Raw genomic sequence first — 16,617 nt, 5'->3', positions numbered from 1 at the left:
TCTTATAAGCTTTATATAATCCTCTCCCAATTTCTCCATTAACCATTAATTAAAATTTTGCTCATTTGCTAATTATTCTCTACCTTTGCACTCCAAATTAACAAAGACATTATGATTTATGAAATATGTGCCAGCTCATTCGAGTCGGCTAAAAATGCACAAGAAGCAGGTGCTACTCGCATTGAATTATGCAGTGAATTGGGAGTAGGAGGCATCACTCCCAGCTACGGATTGATTAAAAAAGTAATGGACGAGCTGAGCATCGGCAATTGTGTGCTGATACGTCCGCGCAGTGGCGATTTCACTTATACCGAAGAAGAATTCGATGTAATGTTGCGCGATATTGTTCTTTGCCGTGAGCTGGGTTGTATGGGCGTAGTAACGGGTGTGTTGCACCGCGATAATACCATCGATGAAGAACGCACCGCACGCCTCATTGAAGCCTCTGGTGATATGGAATTTATCTATCATCGCGCTTTCGACTGTGCCCCCGACCCCATTGTAGCTATTCAAACCTTGAAACGTTTGGGAGTGAAACGCATTCTCACCTCAGGAGGTAAGAAATCGGCTATTGAGGGGCTCGCTCTTCTAAAAGAACTCAATCGCATTGGCGGAGGACAACCTACTATTATGCCCGGTGGTGGTATCAATGCGCAAAGTATCGTGCAGATAAAAGCTGCCGGTTTTACCGAAGTACATTTCTCAGGTACTGTTTTCGAAGATTTAGGTACTACCTTACCTTTCTCGTTCAAAACAGAAAGTTTTTTAGATGAAACCAAAAGACCTATTTCTAACGTTAAAGTTATTCGTGAGATTATTAGCAAATTAGCAAATTAACGAATAGGCAAATATTCTATGATTTATATTATACTTATCAGTATCTTTACGCTGTATTTCTTATTGAGTTTTTATGCTAGCAGAAGTTTAAAGACACTTGCCACAGCACGATGGATACATTGGACTTTCTGGGGAATAGCAGTAGCGATTGTTCTCAACCTTCTTTATCATTGGTTCAACAGAGGTAAAACGGTGTGGAGTGCTCCTCAGCAATATGCTGTGGCAGGACTACTTACGTGGCTCATCATCTGCTTATTTGTCAGTTTGCCTTTGTTTATAGAAGATATTACTCGGCTTATACGCGCTCTTTTCAGCAAGAAAAAGCAAAACGCTCCTCGTTTGCCCTCACGACGCAAGTTTATCAGTATGCTGGGTTGGGGCTTGGCGGCTATTCCTTTTGCCTCTATCCTCTACGCTATTTTTAAAGGAAAGTACAATTACAAGGTATGGAAGTATACCCTTTATTTTCCCGACCTTCCTAAGGCGTTCGATGGCTATCGAATTACTCAAATCTCGGATATTCACTGTGGAAGTTTTGACAATTATGAAAAGATACGTTATGGGGTAGAACTTATCAATGCTCAAAAGAGTGATGTCATTCTTTTTACGGGCGATTTAGTAAATAACTTGGCAGAGGAGGTTCACGATTGGAAAAGCTTGTTTGCTACGTTGCACGCTCCTGATGGTGTCTTTTCTATTATGGGTAACCACGATTATGGCGATTACTCTTCTTGGGAAAGCGTTGAAGCCAAGCGCAAGAACTTAGAACACTTGTTTGATTTACAAAAGGAAATGGGTTGGGACTTGCTCCTCAATGAACATCGCTATTTAGAACGCAATGGCGAAAAGATTGCCCTTATAGGCGTTGAAAACTGGGGGCGCGGCAGGTTCTCTAAATACGGCGACCTCAATAAAGCTATGGAGGGAGTAAACGAAGAAGATTTTAAAATACTGATGAGTCACGACCCTACTCATTTTCAAGAAATTGTTTTGCCCGAGAAAAAGAACATAGCACTCACCCTTAGCGGTCATACACACGGAATGCAGTGCGGGATTGAAATACCCCAATGGCGGTGGAGTCCCTCACAATATATTTATAAATATTGGGGAGGTATGTATCAAGAAGGAGCACAATATTTAAACGTAAATCGTGGGTTTGGGTATCACGCATTTCCTGGAAGATTAGGCGTATGGCCTGAAATTACTGTCATAGAACTCAAACGAGGATAATATACATACATCATACTTTTGCGAAGATTATTATGGATACATTTTTAAAGGAATTAGAAAGTCTAAATGCTCCTCAACGTGCTGCCGTGCTTCAAAAAGATGGACCTATCATCGTGATAGCAGGAGCAGGCTCTGGTAAAACTCGCGTGCTTACTTATCGTATAGCCAACTTGATGCGAGAAGGAGTAGATGCTTTCAATATCCTTGCTCTTACCTTTACTAATAAGGCTGCCAACGAAATGAAAAAGCGTATTGCCAGTCTTGTAGGCAACAACGAAGCAAAGAACCTATGGATGGGTACATTCCACTCTGTTTTTGCCAAAATCTTGCGCATCGAAGCCGATAAATTGGGATATCCTCAAAATTTTACTATATATGATACCCAAGACTCTCAGCGTCTTATTAATGGCATCATTAAGGAGATGGAGTTAGACAAGGATATCTATAAATATAAACGAATACAATCGCGTATTTCTTCCTTTAAAAACAGTCTTATTACGGTGAGAGCCTATTTTAATAATCCTGAACTGATGGAAGCTGATGCAATGGCAAGACAACCACGTTTAGGAGAAATTTATCAAGAATATGTAGACAGGTGTTTTAAAGCAGGAGCAATGGATTTTGACGATTTACTGCTGAAAACAAATGAACTCCTCAATCTATATCCTGATGTATTGGCAAAATATCAAAATAGGTTTAGGTATATTCTGGTAGATGAGTATCAAGATACCAATCACTCTCAGTATCTTATCGTGAAGGCTTTGGCAGACCGTTTTCATAACATTTGTGTAGTAGGAGATGATGCGCAAAGTATTTATGCTTTTAGGGGAGCAAACATCAATAATATTCTCAATTTCAAAAATGATTATCCAGAGGCAAAAGAATATAAGTTAGAGCAAAATTATCGTTCTACAAAAAACATTGTGGAAGCAGCTAATAGCGTGATAGAACACAATAAAATACGATTGGAAAAGGTAGTTTTCACCGAAAATGAATTAGGTGAGCCTATTAAAGTTCATAGAAGCCCTACTGATGCTGATGAAGGTCGTTTTGTAGCGAGCTCTATCTTTGAAAACAAGATGCAATACCAGCTTCCTAATGGTAATTTTGCGGTGCTTTATCGCACTAATTCACAATCGCGTGCTATTGAAGATGCCCTTAGAAAACGTGACATTCCATACCGCATCTATGGCGGATTGTCATTCTACCAACGCAAGGAAATCAAAGATATGCTTGCTTATTTGAGACTTATTATCAATCCAAATGATGAGGAAGCTTTGGTGCGCATTATTAATTTTCCTGCACGAGGCATTGGAGAAACTACAATGGAAAAGCTTACTTTGGCAGCAAATCATTATAAGAAGTCTATCTTCGAGATAATGTATAACATCAATAAACTTCCAGAATTGCACATCAATACTACTACAAAACAAAAACTTACTGATTTTGTGGTAATGATTCTTAACTTTCAAGCACTCAATCAAAAAGCAAACGCTTTTGAAGTTGCCGAGCAAGTCGCAAAGAAAACAGGGCTTTTGCAAGAGTTTAAAAAAGATGGTACCCCCGAGGGTATAGCCAAAATGGAAAACATCGAAGAGATGCTTAATGGTATGAAAGATTTTGTAGAAGGACAAGAAGATGTAGCAGATAGCAGGGCAAGTCTTTCAGAATATTTAGAAGATGTTGCGTTGGCTACTGATATGGATAAAGAGATAGGTGATGATGACCGTGTAGCTTTGATGACTATTCACTTGGCAAAAGGATTGGAGTTTCCGTATGTATACGTGGTAGGGATGGAAGAAGATTTGTTCCCTTCGGCAATGAGCATACAATCACGTAATGATTTGGAAGAAGAAAGAAGGTTATTTTATGTAGCACTCACCCGTGCTGAGAAACAAGCCTATTTAACTTATGCAGAAAACCGTTATCGTTGGGGAAAACTTTCTGATGCCGAGCCAAGTAGATTTATCGAAGAAATAGATGAACGTTATCTGCAGTATCTTACACCTTCTATTTCTAATCCTAATTATCGATATAAACCACTTATTGATAGGGATATTTTTGGTGAAGTAGATAAAAGTAAACTACGTTTGCAGAAACCTATAAGTGGAATACCTCCTCATAAAAACGCCCCAACAGGAGAAGAACAACAAAAACTCAGGAAGTTAAAACCTGTGAATGCTTTGTATAATTCTAATAGTAATAATAAAAATACTTATAACGGACTGGATATAGGAACAGCAGTTTATCACGAACGTTTCGGTCGTGGTAAAGTAATTTCATTGGAGGGAACAGGAAATGATAAAAAGGCGCAAATAAATTTCGAGACAGGAGGCTTAAAAAATATATTATTACGCTTTGCTAAACTAACTATTATTGATAGTTTGAACGAAGATTTATAACCCGCTTTACCTATTCGTCATTTCAAATTAAAGAGCATTATAGCTTTTAAGCTGAGGTACCAATTCCTCTCACTGAGAGGCTTACTCGATAACAAGAGGTTTTCTATAGCTTTATAGAAAGCCTCTTTTATTTGTTATAATTCACCCAAATAGCTGTACCCCCTCCTTTGTGGTCGTAAATAGACTTAATAGTTCCCCAAGAGAAAGTGCGTTCCTTGCCTATATGTGTTGTAAGCCATTGGTCATAATATTTTTCAGTCTGCAATTCGTATACTTCACTCCAATCGTCCCACGAGGTTTGTTTTTCATTCTTCATTGCAAAACCTAAGAATTTTAGCTGTTCTCCTTCAAAACAAAGCGACACATTAAATAACTTCCCCTCAAAAGAACAATCGCTGAAATACAACCAATAATAGCCTGTCCCTACGTCCCATACTTTGTTATTAGGAAAACGTTCTCTAAGAATTGCAAAAGTAGTATCGGCAGTAATGGTCTCTCCTTTTATAAGGAGAAAATCGCCGTTTTTAATATTTATAAAAGAATCTAAAGTTTTCATATAGAACGCTATTTACTGAGTACAAAGATATAATTTTTTGTTAATATTTTCAATACCCACAGAAAAATTAGTACCTTTGCCTCTCTAATATATATCAAATATGAATATAGCCATAGTGTGTTACCCTACCTTTGGAGGGAGTGGTGTTGTAGCTACCGAACTCGGGCTTGCCTTAGCTCGCAAAGGTCATCAGGTGCACTTTATCACGTATAGTTACCCCGTGCGTTTAGACTTCTTGGAGATGAACATTCACTTTCACGAAGTGCACGTAGAGGAATACCCCTTGTTTCACTACCAGCCTTACGAACTAGCATTGTCCAGCAAAATGGCTTATGTGATAAAAACCTATCACATAGATATTTTGCACGTGCATTACGCTATTCCGCACGCTTATGCAGGTTATATGGCTAAACAAATGCTCAAACGAGAAGGAATAGAAGTACCTATGGTAACGACTCTTCACGGCACCGATATTACCCTTGTGGGCAACCACCCTACTTACAAAGAGGCAGTCACGTTTAGCATTAACGAATCGGATATTGTAACTTCAGTGTCCGAGAGTTTGAAGCAAGATACTTTAAGACTTTTCCGTATAGATAAAGATATTAAAGTAATTCCTAACTTCACAAATATAAAAAAATCCAAAGAAACTTCTCCTTGCAAACGCACTGTAATGGCAAAGCCTGAGGAACTCATCGTTACACACATTAGTAATTTTAGGAAGGTAAAACGCATAGACGATGTGGTGAGAATTTTTTATGGCATTCAGCAGAAACTTCCTGCTAAGCTCATAATGGTAGGTGACGGACCTGAGCGCGAGATAGCCGACCAGCTCTGCAAGGATTTAGGCATCAAAAGCAAAGTGCTGTTTTTAGGTAATACTTCTGATATAGACCGCATTTTGTGTTTCACCGATTTATTCTTACTCCCTTCTGCCTCTGAGAGTTTTGGACTTTCGGCATTAGAAGCAATGGCAGCAGGCGTTCCGGTAGTATCGAGCAATACCGGAGGACTTCCAGAAGTGAATGAAGAGGGCGTATCGGGCTATCTGTGCCCCATAGGCGATGTAAAAGCAATGGCTGAGAAGGCTATTTACATACTTGAAAACAAAAACCGATTGGCACAATTTAAACAGAATGCCCGCAAAGTAGCCGAACGTTTTGACGAGGATAAAATAGTGCCAATGTATGAAGCACTTTACTATAGTGCTATCGACAATAAATAGGAAAAGTACTTTTGCGTTTTTTCTGTTAAAAATAGCTAAAACAGCTATTTTTCTTCAAAATAAGACAGTAAAATATTTTTTAGCCCCAAATTTATAAAGTACTGAAAAACAGCACAACTAAACATTATCGTATCTTATAGGTAACTTATAGGAAACTCGAAGCTAAAGCGAAGGAAAGACGAACAAAAGACGAAGGAAAGACGAAGGAATGAGCTTACTATACTGAATATCAGAGGGAGATAAGACGATTTTAAAATATTGAATAAATTAAGGGTAAAACCTCAATTTTAACAGAAAAAATGCAACAATAGCAATTCAGAGGTTTATGTTATATCATTTCGTTGTAAGGGACGCAAGTATCAAAACCTTTGGAGGCAAAATAAGCGGGGGTATCTTCGGTTTCGGAAATGGCTAATACAAAATCACCTCCCCAAGCGCCCAAACTCTTCACTGTGCCATTGAAATCGGGGAAAAGATGCTCTTTAACGGTGGGCATACTCAAGTAGTTGCTAATGAGGGTTTCGTGTTCGTTTAATATCTGGCAAACATCGGTTACGGTGTGCGCTAAAACAAACTGTTCAGTAAGGCGAGTAATGCTCTCAGCAAGTTTGCGTTTACTTTTAGTTACTGACCGATAACGCGCAATTCCGTCCTTGCTATTTTGTTTCTGATTGAGATAAACGAAGTAGATTTGATGCGTATGAGGAAAAAGAAAGCGCAAAGGGTAACTATGTGGTTTGCCTCCTTCCAACTTATACAACAATGGGGTATTGCTTTTGGCACAAGCGATATCGTAACCACTGCCACCAAAACTCTTAAAAAGCAGTTCGTATGGATTTACGGCTGCCCACTGTGCTATATTGTTGATGAGTGTAGAGGAAGTGCCTAAGCCCCACAAACGAGGGAACTCTAAATGAGTTTGCACTTGAGAGTGTAGCCATTTATCTTTGAAATTGGGGTTGAGGAGAGTAGCCGTAGTGAGAATTTTTTGCAATGTTTGCGCTATTTGTTGGTCGGTTTCAGTAGTGAGTGTCGCACTGTCGAACCACAAATCACCGTTGGCATCAAAGGCTTGCCATCGGTTTTCATTTGCTCCTTCTGTTACCTTCAATGTCTGTCCTTTTTGGGTGGGTAAAGCAAAAGCGAGCGCCCCGTCGAGCACCGCATATTCGCCCGTAATGAGCAATTTACCATTACTATGAAAAGAATAAGTTTGTGTTACTCCCATATTTTTTATATCTTTGCACTCTGAAAGGACAAAAGTAATAATTATTTACAGATAAAAAATAGAACAATGAAAAAAATAAAACAACTTTTATGCGTGTTTGCCCTCGCAATTCCGTTTGTTGCAGGGGCACAATCTATGCAAATAAGAATTGCCACTACCAGCGGAGATGAACAAAGTTTCAGGAGCGCTGAAGAGCTTATGAAGACTAACTTTACTAAGCTAAAAGAAGTTAGAATTTATAGCAATTCAAATAATGAAGTGCAAGTAAGTGAGGCTTTATTGAGAAGGCTTTTCAGTGAAGCACAGCAACTTGAAGTATTGGAAATAAAGGAAGTGGGGATAGCTTCATTTCCTGAGCTAAGTGTTGAAAATAAAACACTAAAAGTATTGGTATTACGCCTCAATAACCTCAGCAAATTACCTGAGAACATCGGCAGTCTTTCGGCTTTGCAAACTATAGATATCTATAACCCGATTACCGAAGTGCCTGCGTCACTTATGAACTTAAAACAGTTAGAAAATTTGAAGTTTGAAGGAGCTGAATTTACAGATTTCCCAGAGCAAGTGTTTGCTTTACCTAAGTTGAAATCACTTATCATCAGTCAGTTTGACACGAAGAACAAAATAAAAGTACTTCCTGATAACTTCGACAAGTTGCCACTACTTGAAGAACTATCGTTGCGCAATGCTGCGCTTAGCGAAGTGCCTGCCTCAGTGGGACGTTTGCCAAAGTTAGAAAACGTATACTTCAATGCGAACAACCTCACTAAATTACCACAAGCATTGGCTGAAAATCCACGATTAACTTACGTGAATATCAACGACAATCCGCTTGATTTCAAACAATTTATAAAATCGATAGAGAAAATACAGTGGAAGGGTGTTTTGTACATCAACAACCGTAATTTCACTACTCAGCAATACGAAGAAGTAGAAAAACGCTTGCCCAGAATAAGCGTATTCTACACTCAGAGAGAAGAATAAGTACCTTAAAATGTATTTCATTTTATGAAAGAAAAACCCATAAAAGTAGGAATTTCCATTGGTGATATGAACGGTATAGGGCTTGAAATTATCCTAAAAACCTTTGAAGACCACCAAATATTGGAATTGTGTACGCCTATTATTTTTGCTTCGAACAAGTTAGTTTCTTTTCAGAAGAAACATTTCAATACCACTGCCAATTTTCAAGGAATTGAGAGTGTGGAAGCTGCTATTGACGGCAAGCTAAATGTGCTAAACTGCTGGAAAGAAACACCTACGGTTACCTTCGGACAAGAAACCGAAGAAGGTGGCAAATATGCCTTTTTATCATTACAAGCTGCGGTGGAAGCATTAAAAAACAACAGTATTGATGTACTGGTAACCGCTCCTATCAATAAGAACAACATACAGTCGGACGCGTTTCACTTCCCTGGTCACACCGATTATTTGGCACAAGAGCTCAACGGTACTAGCCTGATGTTTATGGTGAGCGAAGACCTGAAAGTGGGTTTACTTACTGACCACGTGCCTTTAAAAAAGGTTTCTTCTCTTATTACAGAAGCCCTCATTATGGAGAAAGCGCGCCTGATGAACGAATCACTCATTAAGGACTTCCGCTTACAACGCCCTAAAATAGCCGTATTGGGCATTAATCCACATTGCGGAGACAAAGGCGTGATAGGTAACGAAGATGACGAAGTGTTACGCCCAGCCTTGAAAAAGCTGTATTTCGATGAGAATATATTGGTATTTGGACCTTTTGCTGCCGATAGTTTCTTCGGTTCACAAACCTACCGGAACTACGATGCGGTATTAGCACCTTACCACGACCAAGGGCTTATCGCGTTCAAAACCATTGCCTTTGGTAGTGGTGTGAACTATACAGCAGGACTTAGCAAAGTACGCACTTCGCCCGACCACGGTACGGCTTACGAAATAGCAGGCAAGGGCATTGCCGACCCTGAGTCGTTCCGTCACGCTATTTTCACTGCTTTAGATGTGTTTAGAAACCGTGAAGAGTACGCTGAACTGACCAAAAACCCGCTAAAAGTGCGCTCTTTAGAAATGGACAAAGACAAATAATTACGAAATGAATATCAAAAAATTAGGAGCGATAGACATAGGGTCGAACGGGGTGAGATTGCTCATCTCGAACGTATTGGAAGAGCCTAACGAAGCTCCGAAATTTACCAAAGCCAGCTTGGTGCGCGTGCCTATCCGTTTGGGAGCTGATGTGTTTTTAGACGGACTCATCTCAGAAGAAAACACCGATAGATTGGCAGACACGATGCAAGCGTTCAGTTTGCTGATGAAAGTAAACCAAGTGGAAAAGTATCGCGCTTGTGCGACCTCGGCAATGCGAGAATCTACCAATGGGCAACAAGTAGCCGATGAGGTATACAAACGTACAGGAGTGCGCATAGATATTATAGATGGCGCCGAAGAGGCGAGCATTATTGCCTCTACCGATATTTCAAGTTTAATACAAAAAGATAAAGATTACCTATACATAGACGTAGGCGGGGGTAGTACTGAGTTTACAGTCTTCTCGAAGGGGAAGGTAAAGAAGTCGCGTTCGTTCCCCATAGGTACAGTACGTTTATTAGACAACAAAGTAAGCAATAAAACGTGGGAAGAAGTAGAACACTGGATAAAAAAGCATACGAAAGACTGTGAGCATATAGAAGCCATTGGTTCAGGAGGGAACATCAACAAGATACACAAGAACTCCAACAGCAGAGAAGGAGAACCACTGAGCTATCAGTACCTCACCGATTACTATAACTATGTATCGGGATTTACTTACGATGAACGCATCAGGCTCTTAGGCTTTAATCCCGACCGTGCCGACGTAATTCTGTATGCACTTACAGTGTTCATCAATGCGATGAAATGGTCAGGAGCAGAAATTGTACACGTACCCCGTATTGGTCTTGCCGACGGGATTGTAAGGAGCATTTATAATGAAGGATAAGTGATTTAAATTTTAATAGTTTGTAATAAAAAGTGAAAGAGCTTAATACAAATGATGTATTAAGCTCTTTCTTTTTACAATGAAAGTTAAACTAAACTCGGAAATTATTGCTTGGCAGAGGGTAAGTACCCTCTACTAAAATACTACTATCTACATCTTGGAGGTTACGATGACCTGAAAAAGCCATAGTAGTATCCATTTCGTCATATAATATTTGCAAAGCACGTGTTACGCCTTCTTCGCCATAAGCACCGAGCCCATATACAGGAGCACGACCAAGCATAATACCTTTGGCTCCTAACGCCCACGCTTTGAGCATATTTTGCCCTGTATAGAAACCAGAGTCTATCCATACTTCGGTTTGGCTACCTACGGCACTTACAATATCGGGGAGTGCTTTGATAGTGGAAATAGTATCGTCCATCTGGCGACCTCCGTGGTTAGACACAATAATCGCATCGGCACCATATTTCACAGCTTCGATAGCATCTTCAGGAGTCATAATACCCTTTAAGATGATAAGTCCCCCCCACAATTCTTTAATTTCGGCGATATCTTTCCAACTAAGACTTGGGTCGAACTGCTCTTTTGTCCAAGAGGAAAGTGAAGAGAGGTCGGATACGCTTTTTGCGTGACCTGCAATATTGCGGAATGTCCAACGGCGATTGCCAAACACATAGCGCAATCCCCAAGGAATTTTAGTAGAAAGATTAATCATATTAGGGATGGTGAACTTAGGCGGGGTGGAAAGTCCATTCTTGATATCGCGATGACGATTGCCGAGCACCTGCAAATCTACGGTTATCATTAAAGCAGAGCATTTAGCATCTTTAGCACGACGAATAAGGTCTTTCATAAAATCGCGGTCGCGCATTACATACAACTGAAACCAAAAGGGCTCTACTCCTGCTTCTACCAAATCTTCGATAGAGCAGATAGACATCGTAGAAAGCGTAAAGGGGATTCCAAATTTTTGAGCGGCTTTTGCCATATGGATTTCACCATCAGCCCACATCATTCCCATAAAGCCAACAGGAGCCGTCATAGCGGGAAACTTTACCTTTTGCCCTAAAAGAGTACTTTCGAGGGTACGGTTATCCATATCCACTAATATGCGTTGACGGAATTTAATAGGATTAAAATCGGAAACATTTTCTCTGTAAGTTGATTCAGTCCAAGAGCCGGTGTCTACATACTCATAGAACATCTTAGGGACGTTGCGTTTACACACCACACGCAAGTCCTCAATGTTTGTCATTTTAGTTAAATCTCTCATTTGGATAAGTTTTTTAAATTGATAATCTTAATACTTTTAAAGAAATAGATATTGTTTTCTTTTTCTAATTTGGTCGCAAATATAAACAATAATTTTGATTTAGCAACTTTTTCTTTTGAAAAAGTAAATTTACAATCAAAAAAATATTGCAAATAATCCGACAGACTACAAATGAGAACCTCTTTGAAGCACGATAGAACTTTCAATTTGTGAATTGACAATTATTTTCTATCTTTGCACCTTTAATTATTAGTTCGTTGTCTCTCGGTACAGACAACTCACAACTCATCACTAAAAACTAAACACTAAGAAACAAATGAAGAACATACGTAATTTCTGCATTATTGCACATATCGACCACGGGAAGAGTACCTTAGCCGACCGTTTGCTCGACTTTACCCAAACCGTAACCGAACGCGAAAAACAAGACCAATTGCTCGACAATATGGACTTGGAGCGTGAGCGCGGTATCACTATCAAGAGCCACGCGATACAAATGGAATATGTGTACAAAGGCGAAACGTATATTCTCAACCTTATCGATACCCCCGGTCACGTAGATTTTTCTTATGAGGTATCGCGCTCCATCGCTGCTTGCGAGGGGGCACTCCTGATCGTAGATGCTGCCCAAAGCATACAAGCACAGACGATTTCTAACCTCTACTTGGCTCTAGAAAACGATCTTGAAATCATTCCCGTACTCAACAAAATAGACCTACCCAGTGCTAACCCCGAAGAGGTGAAAGACGATATAGTAGACCTATTAGGTTGTTCGCCCGATGAGATTATCCCTGCCAGCGGAAAAACAGGTTTGGGCGTAGAGGCAATTTTAGAGGCTATTATAGAGCGTATTCCTGCTCCTACTGGCGACCCTAAGGCACCACTACAAGCGTTGATATTTGACTCGGTATACAACTCCTTCCGCGGGGTGGAGACTTACTTCCGGGTGATGAACGGTGAAATACGCAAAGGGCAGAAAATCAAGTTTATGTCCAACGGCAAAATTTACGATGCCGACGAGGTGGGTACGCTTAAACTCAACCAAGTGCCCAAGCAAGTGATTGGCACCGGCGATGTGGGGTACCTTATCACCGGTATTAAGGACGCGCGTGAGGTGAAAGTAGGAGATACGATTACCTCGGCAGTAGACGGTTGTAAAGAAGCTATTGACGGCTTTGAGAACGTGAAACCAATGGTATTTGCAGGAATTTATCCGGTAGATACCGAAGATTACGAAGAGCTACGCACCTCAATGGAAAAACTCCAACTGAACGATGCCTCGCTGGTGTTTACCCCAGAAAGTTCTACCGCTTTGGGCTTTGGTTTCCGCTGTGGATTCTTAGGGATGTTGCACTTAGAAATCGTGCAAGAACGCTTGGAACGCGAGTTTGGTATGACCGTGATTACCACCGTACCCAACGTAAGTTACCACGCTTTTACCAAGAAAGAACCCGAAAAAGCGATTATCGTAAATAACCCTTCTGACCTCCCCGACCCTTCGAAATTAGACCGTGTGGAAGAGCCATATATCAAGGCGAGCATCATTACCAAGTCCGATTTTATAGGTCAGGTAATGTCGCTATGTATTGAGAAACGCGGACAGATAACCAACCAGCACTACCTCACCCCTGAGCGTGCAGAGCTGAACTTTGATATGCCACTTGCCGAAATCGTGTTCGACTTCTACGACCGACTTAAAACAGTGAGCAAGGGCTATGCTTCGTTTGACTATTCGCCAATAGGTATGCGCGCTTCTAACCTCGTGAAAGTGGATATCCTCATTAATTCTCAGTCGGTAGATGCGCTCTCTGCCCTTATCCACGCCGATAATGCTTATAATATAGGCAAGAAGATGTGCGAGAAGCTCCGCGAGCTGATCCCGCGCCAGCAGTTTGACATTCCGATACAAGCGGCTATTGGGGCTAAAATTATCTCGCGTGAGACTATTAAAGCGCTCCGCAAAGACGTTACCGCTAAATGTTATGGGGGTGATATCTCGCGTAAACGTAAGCTCTTAGAGAAACAGAAAGCCGGTAAGAAACGTATGCGTCAAGTGGGGAACGTAGAGATACCACAAAGTGCGTTTATGGCGGTGTTGAAGTTGAATGACTGAGCGTAGTACGGGCAGGCGGTTGCTTTGGTAAAGAGTTAAGAATAAAATCTAACAAATGAAAGTATGAACACAGACAAACCAAAGAATACAAAGAGTATTGAAAACATAACATATATAGAAAATGTAAGTCAGTTTTTAGAACTGATAAGGAATATAGGGAATATAGAAGATGAAAAAACTTTATTCTATAGAGGACACTCTGATATAATTTATGAATTAAAACCTTATGTTTATCGAGAAGAAAAGTTTATTATAAATGAGCATAACATTTATAGAGATGTGATTTCTAAAGTACCTTATGATTTTAGCGGCAAGAGTGCTATAGAGTCATTAGCTTTAATGCAACATTATGGTGTCCCTACACGATTATTAGACTTAACAACCAATGCTTTAGTAGCTTTGTATTTTGCTTGTGAAAAATCTAAAAAATTTAAAAGAGAAATAGATAAGAAAGGGAAACCTAAATTCAATAAGGAAGGAAAGCCTCTTTATAAAGAAGATAATATAGATGGAGAGGTTATAATCCTTAATATTCCTAACGAAAATATTCGCTACTTTGATAGTGATAGAATTGCTGTTTTAGCTAATCTTGCTAAATGCAAAGAAGATTTTTTCTACAAAAATGAGAATTACTATCATCTCAAAAACTATGTAAATGAAGTAGAAAAAGAAAAAAACAAAAATCACATAGAATCTTGTGATAGTAAATTAGAAGAGTCATTAGATTCGATAGACAATTACATAACAGATAAAAATTTCTATCTATATCCAAATGAAATAAAAGAATGTATCAATAATATAATAAGAGATAAATTCCAGTCCTCTTGTGATGAAGAAAAAAAACAATTAATATACATTTTACTTAAAAAACTTGAGAAGAAAACAGAAGATCTCTTATGGGAAGAAAGAGAGCATATTAATGAAAATTTTTTTGGGGAACTATTACACTTCATAAAAGAAGATAAATCTTATTTTCAGAACATAATTAATCCTGATGATGTAGGAAGTGTTTTCGCAATTAAGCCTAAGTTAGACAACCCACGTATAATAAGACAACAAGGAACATTTTTAATCTTTGGAATTGAAGATACTCATTTAACAATAGCCCCTAAAGAAAAGCCTTTAAAGAAAATAGCAAAAGTTCCTTCTGAATGGGTAATAAGAGGAAAAGTAGAAATTGAAGAAAACGAATTTGATAACTTAGGAACAGATACTTCTTCTAAGTCTGATAAGCAGGTAGAGGTCAAAGAGAGATTAATAATTAAAAGTTCAGATAAGGAACAGATTATAAAAGAATTAGATAAATTAGGAATAAATGAAAGCTCTTTATTCCCTGAAATAGATAAAGTAGCTGATTATATTAAAGAAAAGTATACTCAAAAGTAATCATTCTTATAAAATAATGAATATGAAAAACTATATTATAGAATTTGAAAATTACGAAGATTTCACACTTGGTGACTTTATTGAAGTAATTAGAAAAACAGAAGGAATTCCTTTAAATGAACTGAAAGTTAAAGACTTAACTTATTATAATGATGAATTTATTGAAGGAGGATGTGGAGTATATATTTTTAAAGAAAAAGAGGATATTATTTTGGTAGGAAAAGCTGAAACAGTTTCTTTTACTGAAAGGATAGCTAAGCATTTTGATTTGAGAACAAATGCATGGTTTAATAGATTGCTATATGTAATTTCTATGAAAAAATTAGGTTTTGGAGCAAAAGATGAAAAAGGTTATAGAGAGGCTTCAAAATATGCATTTAATAATTGTTCTCTTGTATTAATTAATATAAAAAATAATCCTAATGCTCAAAAGCCTTCTAAAATTAGTATATTAGAAAACGTACTGAGAGGTTCTGCAAACCCACTTAATAAGTTTAAAAATAAAACTTTTGATACTAATAAGAAGTTGAAAGATATATTAGGATGTTAATTGATTTTTCAGAGCTAAATAGCAAAGTTAAATATTAATTTATAATATTAAAAATTTTACATAAATATTTTTTTTAGAAATGAGAATTATTAAAAGAAATAAGCATTACACTTCTATAGGTAGCTCTTTATTAGAGAAAAATAGAAATAAAAAAAACATTAATCAACAAAAAATTGATTGGACTCTAATGAGTATCATATCTATACCTATTTTTATTCTTATAGGCTTTATATATTTAGCTTCTTTTTTAGGAGAGTTTGGTATTTCTTATGAAATATATTTTAATATTAGTGATTGCATAAATTTTCTTTATATAAAATCACTATTATACTATTTTCTAATATCAATTGTAATACTTTTTTGCACCCCATTTTTAGCTTTTCTTATTCAGATGGGCAAGAATAATGTAAGGAGTAAAATAAATATTATAAGGGTAGTCTTATTAATACTTATTCTTTTATTTTGCTTGTTTTTTTTATACAAGTCTAATTTTCTATCATTGCAAAGTACAGGAATAATAGTCCTAGTTATTGTATCTATTGTTATAATATGGTTCTTTTTAGATAGTACCTTTGCTATTATAATAGGAATAGCTATTTTTTCTGTCTCTTCATATATGATAGGAATAGAAGAGGCAAAAGAGATGAAAAATGTAAAAAAAGGACGAAAGACATTTAATATAGTGTTAAAAAATAATGATACTATTTTAAGATATAATGACCCTAATAGATATTTCATCTATAAAACAACAGATTACATATTTATCAAAAATGACTCTCTGAATAAGGTTATTATCAAACCTACTTCTGATATACAAGAAATATCTTTTACTCCTTAATGTATTAAAACTAAGCA

At 38.0% G+C, this 16,617-nt stretch carries 14 protein-coding genes; 11 read left to right on the top strand and 3 right to left on the bottom strand.

What is annotated here, in order from left to right; genetic code table 11:
* Window positions 1–111 precede the first annotated feature (111 nt).
* Genes HMPREF9072_RS01405 through HMPREF9072_RS01395 form a run of 3 tightly spaced genes read left to right on the top strand, consistent with a single transcriptional unit; the run spans window position 112 to window position 4,469 of the window.
* Window positions 112–837 (top strand): copper homeostasis protein CutC, encoded by a 726-nt coding sequence (locus HMPREF9072_RS01405; protein WP_009410161.1) that lies wholly within the window; start codon window positions 112–114, stop codon window positions 835–837.
* A gap of 18 nt (window positions 838–855) precedes the next feature.
* Entirely contained in the window at window positions 856–2,067 is a 1,212-nt protein-coding gene (locus HMPREF9072_RS01400; protein WP_009410160.1) for a metallophosphoesterase, read from the top strand.
* 32 nt (window positions 2,068–2,099) lie between these two features.
* Entirely contained in the window at window positions 2,100–4,469 is a 2,370-nt protein-coding gene (locus HMPREF9072_RS01395; RefSeq protein WP_009410159.1) for an ATP-dependent helicase, read from the top strand.
* A 127-nt stretch (window positions 4,470–4,596) separates the two neighbouring features.
* On the opposite strand, the gene HMPREF9072_RS01390 is transcribed toward HMPREF9072_RS01395, so the two are convergent.
* On the bottom strand, window positions 4,597–5,025 hold the full coding sequence (locus tag HMPREF9072_RS01390) for a hypothetical protein (RefSeq protein WP_009410158.1): 429 nt from the start codon (window positions 5,023–5,025) through the stop codon (window positions 4,597–4,599).
* Window positions 5,026–5,125: 100 nt separating this feature from the next.
* On the opposite strand from HMPREF9072_RS01390, the gene bshA reads away from it, so the two are divergent.
* Window positions 5,126–6,250 carry an N-acetyl-alpha-D-glucosaminyl L-malate synthase BshA gene (gene bshA / locus HMPREF9072_RS01385; protein WP_009410157.1) on the top strand — a complete coding sequence of 375 codons (1,125 nt, stop codon included), beginning with the start codon at window positions 5,126–5,128 and terminating at the stop codon, window positions 6,248–6,250.
* A gap of 328 nt (window positions 6,251–6,578) precedes the next feature.
* Here bshA and HMPREF9072_RS01380 read toward each other — a convergent pair whose 3' ends face one another.
* Window positions 6,579–7,478, bottom strand: a complete 900-nt coding sequence (locus HMPREF9072_RS01380; protein WP_009410156.1) for a GYDIA family GHMP kinase — start codon at window positions 7,476–7,478, stop codon at window positions 6,579–6,581.
* Between the two features lie 66 nt (window positions 7,479–7,544).
* On the opposite strand from HMPREF9072_RS01380, the gene HMPREF9072_RS01375 reads away from it, so the two are divergent.
* From HMPREF9072_RS01375 to HMPREF9072_RS01365, 3 genes are read left to right on the top strand one after another with little or no spacing between them, the layout of a single operon-like run.
* Window positions 7,545–8,462: a leucine-rich repeat domain-containing protein gene (locus HMPREF9072_RS01375; protein WP_009410155.1), complete on the top strand. Its 918-nt coding sequence runs from the start codon at window positions 7,545–7,547 to the stop codon at window positions 8,460–8,462.
* A gap of 24 nt (window positions 8,463–8,486) precedes the next feature.
* Window positions 8,487–9,545, top strand: coding sequence for a 4-hydroxythreonine-4-phosphate dehydrogenase PdxA (gene pdxA, locus HMPREF9072_RS01370; protein ID WP_009410154.1), 1,059 nt, complete (start codon window positions 8,487–8,489; stop codon window positions 9,543–9,545).
* Between the two features lie 7 nt (window positions 9,546–9,552).
* Window positions 9,553–10,437, top strand: a complete 885-nt coding sequence (locus HMPREF9072_RS01365) for a Ppx/GppA phosphatase family protein (RefSeq protein WP_009410153.1) — start codon at window positions 9,553–9,555, stop codon at window positions 10,435–10,437.
* A 91-nt stretch (window positions 10,438–10,528) separates the two neighbouring features.
* On the opposite strand, the gene HMPREF9072_RS01360 is transcribed toward HMPREF9072_RS01365, so the two are convergent.
* A complete protein-coding gene (locus HMPREF9072_RS01360; protein WP_009410152.1) occupies window positions 10,529–11,713 on the bottom strand; it encodes an alpha-hydroxy acid oxidase in 1,185 nt (394 codons plus the stop codon).
* A gap of 316 nt (window positions 11,714–12,029) precedes the next feature.
* Between HMPREF9072_RS01360 and lepA the strand changes: the two genes are divergently transcribed.
* From lepA to HMPREF9072_RS01340, 4 genes are all read left to right on the top strand, one after another.
* A complete protein-coding gene (gene lepA, locus HMPREF9072_RS01355; protein ID WP_009410150.1) occupies window positions 12,030–13,826 on the top strand; it encodes a translation elongation factor 4 in 1,797 nt (598 codons plus the stop codon).
* A 63-nt stretch (window positions 13,827–13,889) separates the two neighbouring features.
* The gene (locus HMPREF9072_RS01350; protein ID WP_009410149.1) at window positions 13,890–15,212 is read left to right on the top strand and encodes an FRG domain-containing protein; all 1,323 of its coding nucleotides are present in this window, start codon (window positions 13,890–13,892) and stop codon (window positions 15,210–15,212) included.
* 22 nt (window positions 15,213–15,234) lie between these two features.
* Window positions 15,235–15,762, top strand: a complete 528-nt coding sequence (locus HMPREF9072_RS01345) for a hypothetical protein (RefSeq protein WP_157236437.1) — start codon at window positions 15,235–15,237, stop codon at window positions 15,760–15,762.
* 79 nt (window positions 15,763–15,841) lie between these two features.
* Window positions 15,842–16,600, top strand: coding sequence for a hypothetical protein (locus HMPREF9072_RS01340; protein WP_009410147.1), 759 nt, complete (start codon window positions 15,842–15,844; stop codon window positions 16,598–16,600).
* Window positions 16,601–16,617: the final 17 nt, after the last annotated feature.

Source organism: Capnocytophaga sp. oral taxon 324 str. F0483 (genome assembly GCF_000318315.2).
Lineage (GTDB): Bacteria > Bacteroidota > Bacteroidia > Flavobacteriales > Flavobacteriaceae > Capnocytophaga > Capnocytophaga ochracea.
This window is presented reverse-complemented; position numbering and strand designations above follow the sequence as displayed.

Bases quoted from the DNA above. Each gene is read 5' to 3' on its own strand.
- HMPREF9072_RS01405 (WP_009410161.1), top strand. From the start codon at position 112: ATGATTTATGAAATATGTGCCAGCTCATTCGAGTCGGCTAAAAATGCA.
- HMPREF9072_RS01400 (WP_009410160.1), top strand. From the start codon at position 856: ATGATTTATATTATACTTATCAGTATCTTTACGCTGTATTTCTTATTG.
- HMPREF9072_RS01395 (WP_009410159.1), top strand. From the start codon at position 2,100: ATGGATACATTTTTAAAGGAATTAGAAAGTCTAAATGCTCCTCAACGT.
- HMPREF9072_RS01390 (WP_009410158.1), bottom strand. From the start codon at position 5,025: ATGAAAACTTTAGATTCTTTTATAAATATTAAAAACGGCGATTTTCTC.
- bshA (WP_009410157.1), top strand. From the start codon at position 5,126: ATGAATATAGCCATAGTGTGTTACCCTACCTTTGGAGGGAGTGGTGTT.
- HMPREF9072_RS01380 (WP_009410156.1), bottom strand. From the start codon at position 7,478: ATGGGAGTAACACAAACTTATTCTTTTCATAGTAATGGTAAATTGCTC.
- HMPREF9072_RS01375 (WP_009410155.1), top strand. From the start codon at position 7,545: ATGAAAAAAATAAAACAACTTTTATGCGTGTTTGCCCTCGCAATTCCG.
- pdxA (WP_009410154.1), top strand. From the start codon at position 8,487: ATGAAAGAAAAACCCATAAAAGTAGGAATTTCCATTGGTGATATGAAC.
- HMPREF9072_RS01365 (WP_009410153.1), top strand. From the start codon at position 9,553: ATGAATATCAAAAAATTAGGAGCGATAGACATAGGGTCGAACGGGGTG.
- HMPREF9072_RS01360 (WP_009410152.1), bottom strand. From the start codon at position 11,713: ATGAGAGATTTAACTAAAATGACAAACATTGAGGACTTGCGTGTGGTG.
- lepA (WP_009410150.1), top strand. From the start codon at position 12,030: ATGAAGAACATACGTAATTTCTGCATTATTGCACATATCGACCACGGG.
- HMPREF9072_RS01350 (WP_009410149.1), top strand. From the start codon at position 13,890: ATGAACACAGACAAACCAAAGAATACAAAGAGTATTGAAAACATAACA.
- HMPREF9072_RS01345 (WP_157236437.1), top strand. From the start codon at position 15,235: ATGAAAAACTATATTATAGAATTTGAAAATTACGAAGATTTCACACTT.
- HMPREF9072_RS01340 (WP_009410147.1), top strand. From the start codon at position 15,842: ATGAGAATTATTAAAAGAAATAAGCATTACACTTCTATAGGTAGCTCT.